Consider the following 7,461-nt stretch of genomic DNA (forward strand, 5'->3'; position numbering starts at 1 on the left):
ATTCGTAGGGTGGACGGGGTAGATCAGGCCAGTGGCCTGAACTACAAACGTCCACGCGGCGACAGGTGGATGCTCCGTTTTCGAGCGGGATGATTTCGACGCAAACCATCACCGCGTGGACGGCAAAGCCGTCCACCCTGCCGGCTACGCCAACAGACCGCCCTTAGCGTCCGGCCGGAATGCCCCAGGCGAAGGGGTCGCCGTCCTGGAACAACAGGCTCGCCTCGGCGCTGATCCATGCGCTGCCGCGGATGGACGGCATGATCTTGCCGTCCTCGCCTTCGTGCCGGTAGCTGCCCTCGAACACGCTGCCGATCACGCTTTCCTGGCGCCAGGTCGCGCCCTCTTCCAGCTTGCCGTCCGCCGCCAGGCAGGCCAGCTTGGCGCTGGTGCCGGTGCCGCAGGGCGAGCGGTCGTAGGCCTTGCCCGGACAGAGCACGAAGTTCCTGCTGTCGGCCGCGCCGGATGGCCCGAACAGCTCGACGTGGTCGATGGGCGCGCCGCCTGCGCCGGTGATGCCCTGCGCGCGCAAGGCGTCCATGAGCGCTTCCGCGAAGCGGCTCAGCGCCGGGATGTTCGCCGGGGCGATCTCGAAAGGATGGTCCTCCACCAGGAAGAACCAGTTGCCGCCCCAGGCGACATCGCCCTTCACCATGCCATGGCCGTCGACGGCGACGCTCGCCTGCCTGTGGGTGCGGTAGGACGGCACGTTGCCGACGCTGACGGAACCATCGGCATGCAGCTCCGCCGTCACCACGCCGACCGGCGTGTCGATGCGGTGCCGCCCGGGGCCGATCCGGCCCAGGTGGGCCAGCGAGGCGACCAGGCCGATCGTCCCGTGGCCGCACATGCCGAGATAGCCCACGTTGTTGAAGAAGATGACGCCCGCCGCGCAGTCCGGCGCATGCGGCTCGCACAGCAGCGCCCCCACCATGACGTCGGAGCCGCGCGGCTCGCAGACCGTGCCGGTGCGGAGATGGTCGTACTGCTCGCGCATGCGCGCCAGCCGCCCGGACAGGGGGCCGCCGCCCAGGTCGGGACCGCCGCCGACGATGAGGCGGGTCGGTTCGCCGCCGGTATGGGAATCGATGATCGATATGGTGTGCATCTCGGTGCGTTCGCCCTCGCAAGCTGGAAGGCGTCCAGACTAGCGCGATGCGGGGCCGCGGTCTTGTGCGTTTTGGCCTGCGCCGGCGGCGAAAAAGGCATACCGGGCGTCAGCCCGGCGCCACCGGCACGGGAGCCAGCGAGCGCAGGCGCAGCGCGATCCCCAGCCCCAGCACCAGGACCGCACCCAGCATCGCCACGACGCCGCTCCAGGCCCAGTGCTCCCACACATAGCCGGTGGCCCAGCCGACCACGCTCGATCCCAGGTAGTAGAAGAACAGGTAGATGCCCGAGGCCAGGGCCTGCGGCGGCCTGGCGCGCCTGCCGACCCAGCTGCTGGCCACCGAATGCGCGGCGAAGAAGCCGAAGGTGGCCAGGCCCACGCCCAGCACGACGGCGATCACGGAATCGTGCAGGGTGACGAGCAGCCCGGCGATCATCACGCCCATCAGGAGCCACAGCACGTTGCGCCTCCCCAGCTTGTCGCCCAGCTTGCCCGCCCACATGGAGCTGAAGATCCCCAGCAGGTAGAGCAGCGAGAGCGCGCCCACCGCGCTCTGGCGCAGCCCGAAGGGTGGCGCCAGCAGCCGGTAGCCGATGTAGTTGTACAGGCTGACGAAGGAACCCATCAGCAGGAAAGGCAGCGCGAACAGCCAGGGCAGGCCGGGATCGCGCAGGTGCACGCGCAGGCCGTCGATGAAACCGGGGCCGCGGGGCGGACGCGTGTCCGCATGGCGCGAAGGCGGCAGGCTGCGCGAGAATTCCCAGGCCGCATACAGGCCCGCGGCGCCCAGCAGGCCGACGGCGATGCGCCAGGAGACGAAGTCGCTGACCAGGGCCGAGAGCACCCGCCCGCTCATGCCTCCGAAGGCGCTGCCGCTGATGTACATGCCCATCGCCAGGCCGAGCGAGGTCGGTTCGATCTCGTCGCTCAGGTAGGCCATGGCCACCGCCGGCAAGCCGCCCAGCATCAGGCCGAGCAGCGCCCGCGCCGCCACCAGCTGGGCATAGTCGGTCGTGAAGGCGCACAGCAGGGTCAGTACCGCGCCGAAGTACATCGACGCCACCATGACGGTCTTGCGCCCGAAGCGGTCGGCCACGCTGCTCGAGGCCAGCAGCGCCACCGCCAGGGTGGCCGTGGACACCGACAGCGCCAGGCTGCTCTGCGCGGGAGTGAGGCGGAAGTCCTGCGCCAGCAGCGGCATCAGCGGCTGGACGCAGTACAGGAGAGCGAAGATGGAGAAGCCCCCGAAGGCCATCGCGCGGTTGATGCGCCGGAACTCGATGCTCCCGGACGCGATCCGACCGCGCGGCGCGTTCACGGGTAGTCCGCCTCGAGCTCGGAGCCGGCGTAGTTTTCCAGCTCGGCGAACAGCTGCTTCATGCTGGCGCGGGTAGAGATGCTCTGCAGCACCGTGCACTGGCTGCGGTAGGTGTCGATGCGCTCGGCGATGACGGCCTTGTGGGCGTCGGGAACGCGCGCCATCAGCTCGGCCCAGCCGGTCTCGAAGTCGGGCTGGTTCTTGCGCACCGATTTGACGAAGCGTTCGAACTCCTTCTGACCGGCGCGCGCCGTGATGCGCGCGCCGCCTTCGACCGCGAAGATGATCGCCAGCGCGATCACGCCCTCGGCGTTCAGGTCCGGATCGTTGATCGGGCCTTCGTAGTGATGGCGGCGCAGCCACTGCGCGGCCCGCACGATCGCTTGTACGCTCTTCCTCTGCTGGACCTGGCCCAGGTAGCGCTCGTAGCCCGACCAGCTTTCGGACGGGTCGGCGGTGCAGATGTCCACGAACAGCTCCTTGAGGCGGCGCTGCGCATACACCGGGTCGGTGTCGTACTCGCCGATCAGGCTGTCCTCGGGCAGCGCGGCCAGCTCGCGGATCAGGCGGAAGCCCGCCTGGAACACGTGCTCGGCGCCCTCCTCGATCAGGAGGTCGAGCGCGGCCAGGTCGTCCTCGCCTTCGGCCAGGTGCTCGAGGCCGAGCGAGACGCCGCCCACGGTCAGCAGCAGCGCGCGCTGGATGCCTTCGGCGGTGCGGTCGTTGGTGAACTTCTCGGCCACCATGGCGGTGATCCCGGACAGTTCGTCCGCCAGGATCGCCGCCTCCTCAAGCGTGGCCTCGGTGGAGAGCAGCTTGACCGCGCGCACCAGGCGCGGCGGTTTCTCGATGACGATGGCGGGCAGCATGACTCCCTGGCTCACGAGAAGATGTCCGTGCCCAGGCTGCGGCGGCTGCTGCGGCGCGGCATACTGCGCACCGAGGGCACCTGCTTGCGCAGGCGGTACAGCAGCTCGCGGGTCGAGCGCTGCATGAATTCCGATTCCTCGTCCGGGTCGTCCGGCAGCTCGATGTCGGCCATCTCGGCGCTGTGGCGGAATTCCGGGAACAGCTCGAGCAGCGAACGCTCCCAGCCGTCCTCGCTGGCCTTGGCCAGGTCGACCGCCAGCGGCACGATGTCGCTGTCGCCGCTGGTCTGGGCGGTCACGTAGCGGCCCTTGGAGATGATCTCGCCGGCCACTTCCAGGATGTCCTTGGGGGCCAGCGACCACAGGATCGCGAACACGGTGGCGCCGTGGTCGGTGGCGGACGCCTCGGCCAGCAGTTCGTTGCGGCGCTCCTCGTCGTCCTGGGCGTAGACCACGCCGTGCACGTGGTTGAACAGGTTCTCGGCGATGCGCTCGGGGTCGTCCTCGATCATGTTGTCCGGCCAGGTGGCGGCGATGTAGGCCAGGCTGTCGGCCCAGGCCTTGGGCGGCACCAGCATGGTCGCCAGCGAGGTCTTGGCGCCGTCGAAGCCGGACAGGTGCAGGGCGGTGACCTGCGGCGGCAGGTCTTGCAGCACCTGGGCCACGGCGTAGTCGCCGTGCTCGTCGGCCGCCTTCGAGAACACTTCCTCGGCGTGCTCGAGCGAGCCGGCCAGCACCAGGTCGCCGACCTGCTTGGCGAGGGCGGGGAGATTGCTGCCTTTATTGCCTTCGTCGCTCATTCGCGCTCCCCTCCTTCCGAGTCGAACAGCTGGGTGAAGTCGTCGGATGCGGCGCTGCTGTCCATGTCCTCGTCGTGGTCGTCGTCCTCGCCCTCGGCCAGCTGGTCGAGCGACTGGTCGACATCGTCCCAGCGGCCCTGGTTCTTGTACAGGAAGGCGGTGATGATGGCCTGGCGCGCCAGGTCAGGGTAGTTGGCGGTCATCGCCTCGTACATGGCCGCGCCGCCGTCGCCGTCGCACTCGGCCATCCCGAACACGCGCGCCGGGTCGCCGCCTTCGTAGTCGGCGGCTTCGCGCATCAGGCCTTTCGGGTCGGTGAAGCGGATACGGTCGACCAGGGCGAAGGCCATCATGTTGACGTCGTCGAGGCCCGCGCCGCTGGCGTACTCGGACACCAGGGCGCCGACCATCATGTCGTAGTTCTTGCGGTTGGGCGGGTCGCCCAGGGTGCCCTCGATCTGGCCTTCCAGCTCGCGCGACTGGAACGAGAATTCGGGATGTACGTGTTTCATTGTTCTATCCTGTTGATTCGGTGGGTGGCCGCAAGGCGCGGCCCGGGCGGGGTCAAGCCTGGAGGCTCACGCCATTGAGGGCGAACAGCGAACGCCACAGCTCGAAGGCCTCGGCTTCGGCATCGAGCACGATGCGGTGGTTGACGCTCTGGTTGTATTCCTCGCGCTTGGCGGGGTCGGACAGGATCTCGTACGCCTTCGTCACGGCCTTGAAGCGCGCCTCCGCGCCCGGCGCCTGGTTGCGGTCCGGGTGGTAGCGCATGGCGAGCGAACGGTAGACCTTCTTGATCTCGTCGTCGCTGGCGTTCGGCGCGACGCCGAGGATCGCGTATAAATTTTCCACTTGGGCTCTCCGGCAATCGGCAAAGGGGAGATTATCCTATATAAAAGGATAAGCTGTCAGGCTTGCCAGACTGTTAACAGGTGCGCCTTAGTGCCGGTAGGCCGGCGCCGGCGGCAGCGGAGGGCCGGGCGGCGCGGGATCCGCGGGATGGGCGGCCGGCAGCGCGGGCATGGGCAAGCCGGCGAGCGCCAGCAGCCAGGCGCGCACCAGGTCCGGATGGGTGGCGAGGGTTTTCATGGTTCGACCTTGCAAGGGGTTGAGCTGGCTCCAAGTATGACCCTGGGGAAGCACCCTGACGGTGCGCTCCACCACATAGGGGACCTCTGCGGCCCCGTGTACGGTAAAATGCCCCCAACTTAGCTTTCCAACATCCATTCTTCATGAGTAACGACAAGAATACCCCGGCGGCCAACCCGCCGTCGTCGAACTTTGTGCGCGCCATCGTCGAAAACGACCTGGCGGCCGGCACCCACAAGCGTGACGGCCTGCCGCCGGTGATCACGCGCTTCCCGCCGGAGCCGAACGGCTACCTGCACGTGGGCCATGCCAAGTCGATCTGCCTGAACTTCGGCCTGGCGCGCGACTACGCCGGCCTGTGCCACCTGCGCTTCGACGACACCAATCCCGAGAAGGAAGAGCAGGAATACGTCGACACCATCATGGACAGCGTCAAGTGGCTCGGCTTCTCCTGGGAACAGGCGGGCAAGGAGCACCTGTACTTCGCCTCCGACTATTTCGACCAGCTGTACGAGATGGCCGAGTACCTGATCAAGACCGGCAAGGCCTATGTCGACAGCCAGAGCGCCGAGGAGATGGCGAAGAACCGCGGCAACTTCGGTACGCCGGGCACCAACTCGCCCTTCCGCGACCGCCCGGCGGAGGAATCGCTGCAACTCTTCCGCGACATGAAGGCCGGCAAGTACAAGGACGGCGAGCACATCCTGCGCGCCAAGATGAGCGAGGACGCGATGGCGTCGCCGATCATGACCAACCGCGACCCGGCCCTGTACCGCATCCGCCATGCGCACCACCACCGCACCGGCGACACATGGTGCATCTACCCGATGTACGACTACACGCACCCGATCTCGGACGCGCTGGAAAACATCACCCATTCGCTGTGCACCCTGGAGTTCACCGATCACCGCCCGTTCTACGACTGGCTGGTCGACACCCTGGCCGAGGGCGGTTTCTTCCGCAAGCCGGTGCCGCGCCAGTACGAGTTCGCGCGCCTGAACCTGACCTATGTCGTCACCTCCAAGCGCAAGCTGCGCTCGCTGGTGGACGACGGCATCGTGACCGGCTGGGACGACCCGCGCATGCCGACCATCGTCGGCCTGCGCCGCCGCGGCTACACGCCGGAATCGATCCAGCTGTTCTGCGAGCGCATCGGCGTCTCGAAGGCCGACGGCTGGATCGACATGGGCACCCTGGAAGGCGCCCTGCGCGACGACCTCGACCCCAAGGCCCCGCGCGCGATCGCCGTGCTGCGTCCGCTGAAGCTCATCGTCGACAACTTCCCCGAGGGCGAAGCCCACGAATGCAGCTCGCCGGTCCATCCGCACCATCCGGAATGGGGCGTCCGTCGATTCCCGTTCACGCGCGAGCTGTGGATCGAGCGCGAGGACTTCATGGAAGTGCCGACCAAGGGCTATTTCCGCTTCACGCCCCCGGTGGGCGACCAGCCGGGCGCGCGCGTGCGCCTGAAGTACGGCTACGTGGTGGAATGCACCGGCTACGACAAGGATGCCGACGGCAACGTAACGGCCGTGCACGTGAAGTACTTCGAGGATTCGAAGTCCGGCACGCCGGGCGCAGACAACTACAAGGTCAAGGGCAACATCACCTGGGTCAGCGCCGCCGGCGCCCTCGAGGCCGAAGTGCGCCTGTACGACCGCCTGTTCCTCGAACCGCAGCCGGATGCGGGCGGCAAGGATTTCAAGGCCGCGCTCAATCCGAACGCCCTCGAGACCATCACCGCCTACCTGGAGCCGGGTATGAAGGATGCGGTGGCCGACCAGCGCTTCCAGTTCGAACGCCACGGCTACTTCGTCGCCGACCGCGTGGACTCCCAGCCGGGCAAGCCGGTGTTCAACCGCGTCACCACGCTGAAAGACAGCTGGGGCAAGTGAATGGGTAAGTGAGCACCGCTTCTCCGAGGAAAACGCCGCGTTATCGCGGCGTTTTTTTTGGCGCTGTGCCCGTTATGTGTTGAAGACGCCGATCGCACAGCGCAGAAATCGCTCTGGCGTGGCGACGCGCGCCCCGTCCAGCGCCCATTGCCAGCCCAGGTAATTCGGCAGGTAACGCGAAGCAACGCCATGAAAGCGCGCCAGCCATTGCCGGAAGCGCCGATGGTAAGCGTTGACATTTTGCACGTGAACGGCGCCACGGATACGCTCGCCGGCGCGCAAGTTGACGAACTGATGGGAGATGTCCGCCTCGCGCGCAAAGCAGCGGTACGCGGGATGCCCATCGGTGACCAGCAGGACATCGGGATCGAGCACG

General features: G+C 67.4%; 9 protein-coding genes. 1 reads left to right on the forward strand and 8 read right to left on the reverse strand.

From position 1 onward, the window contains the following. Positions 1 to 163: 163 nt before the first annotated feature. The 7 genes from V7778_RS21255 to V7778_RS21285 form a co-directional block, all read right to left on the reverse strand. On the reverse strand, positions 164 to 1,108 hold the full coding sequence (locus V7778_RS21255) for a 4-hydroxyproline epimerase (protein ID WP_335558919.1): 945 nt from the start codon (positions 1,106 to 1,108) through the stop codon (positions 164 to 166). A 109-nt stretch (positions 1,109 to 1,217) separates the two neighbouring features. Beyond that, positions 1,218 to 2,429, reverse strand: a complete 1,212-nt coding sequence (locus V7778_RS21260) for an MFS transporter (protein ID WP_335558921.1) — start codon at positions 2,427 to 2,429, stop codon at positions 1,218 to 1,220. Continuing rightward, positions 2,426 to 3,298, reverse strand: coding sequence for a DUF6178 family protein (locus V7778_RS21265; RefSeq protein WP_335558936.1), 873 nt, complete (start codon positions 3,296 to 3,298; stop codon positions 2,426 to 2,428). The genes V7778_RS21260 and V7778_RS21265 overlap by 4 nt, the downstream gene beginning before the upstream one ends. 11 nt (positions 3,299 to 3,309) lie before the next feature. Beyond that, positions 3,310 to 4,098, reverse strand: coding sequence for a hypothetical protein (locus V7778_RS21270; protein WP_335558923.1), 789 nt, complete (start codon positions 4,096 to 4,098; stop codon positions 3,310 to 3,312). Further along, complete coding sequence (locus V7778_RS21275) at positions 4,095 to 4,610, reverse strand: hypothetical protein (protein ID WP_335558924.1); 516 nt, start codon at positions 4,608 to 4,610, stop codon at positions 4,095 to 4,097. The genes V7778_RS21270 and V7778_RS21275 overlap by 4 nt, the downstream gene beginning before the upstream one ends. 52 nt (positions 4,611 to 4,662) lie before the next feature. Beyond that, complete coding sequence (locus tag V7778_RS21280; RefSeq protein WP_335558926.1) at positions 4,663 to 4,953, reverse strand: DnaJ domain-containing protein; 291 nt, start codon at positions 4,951 to 4,953, stop codon at positions 4,663 to 4,665. Between the two features lie 87 nt (positions 4,954 to 5,040). Continuing rightward, complete coding sequence (locus V7778_RS21285; RefSeq protein ID WP_335558928.1) at positions 5,041 to 5,190, reverse strand: hypothetical protein; 150 nt, start codon at positions 5,188 to 5,190, stop codon at positions 5,041 to 5,043. Positions 5,191 to 5,333: 143 nt separating this feature from the next. Here V7778_RS21285 and V7778_RS21290 point away from each other — a divergent pair, with 143 nt between their 5' ends. Next, positions 5,334 to 7,085 carry a glutamine--tRNA ligase/YqeY domain fusion protein gene (locus V7778_RS21290; protein WP_335558930.1) on the forward strand — a complete coding sequence of 584 codons (1,752 nt, stop codon included), beginning with the start codon at positions 5,334 to 5,336 and terminating at the stop codon, positions 7,083 to 7,085. Between the two features lie 72 nt (positions 7,086 to 7,157). Here the strand turns inward: V7778_RS21290 and V7778_RS21295 are convergent. Beyond that, positions 7,158 to 7,461 (reverse strand): transposase (locus tag V7778_RS21295; RefSeq protein WP_335558932.1); only part of this gene is annotated, 304 nt, incomplete at its 5' end.

Source organism: Massilia sp. DD77, from assembly GCF_036961685.1.
Classification (GTDB): domain Bacteria; phylum Pseudomonadota; class Gammaproteobacteria; order Burkholderiales; family Burkholderiaceae_D; genus Telluria.

Bases quoted from the DNA above. Each gene is read 5' to 3' on its own strand.
- V7778_RS21255 (WP_335558919.1), bottom strand. From the start codon at position 1,108: ATGCACACCATATCGATCATCGATTCCCATACCGGCGGCGAACCGACC.
- V7778_RS21290 (WP_335558930.1), top strand. From the start codon at position 5,334: ATGAGTAACGACAAGAATACCCCGGCGGCCAACCCGCCGTCGTCGAAC.
- V7778_RS21265 (WP_335558936.1), bottom strand. From the start codon at position 3,298: ATGCTGCCCGCCATCGTCATCGAGAAACCGCCGCGCCTGGTGCGCGCG.
- V7778_RS21285 (WP_335558928.1), bottom strand. From the start codon at position 5,190: ATGAAAACCCTCGCCACCCATCCGGACCTGGTGCGCGCCTGGCTGCTG.
- V7778_RS21270 (WP_335558923.1), bottom strand. From the start codon at position 4,098: ATGAGCGACGAAGGCAATAAAGGCAGCAATCTCCCCGCCCTCGCCAAG.
- V7778_RS21275 (WP_335558924.1), bottom strand. From the start codon at position 4,610: ATGAAACACGTACATCCCGAATTCTCGTTCCAGTCGCGCGAGCTGGAA.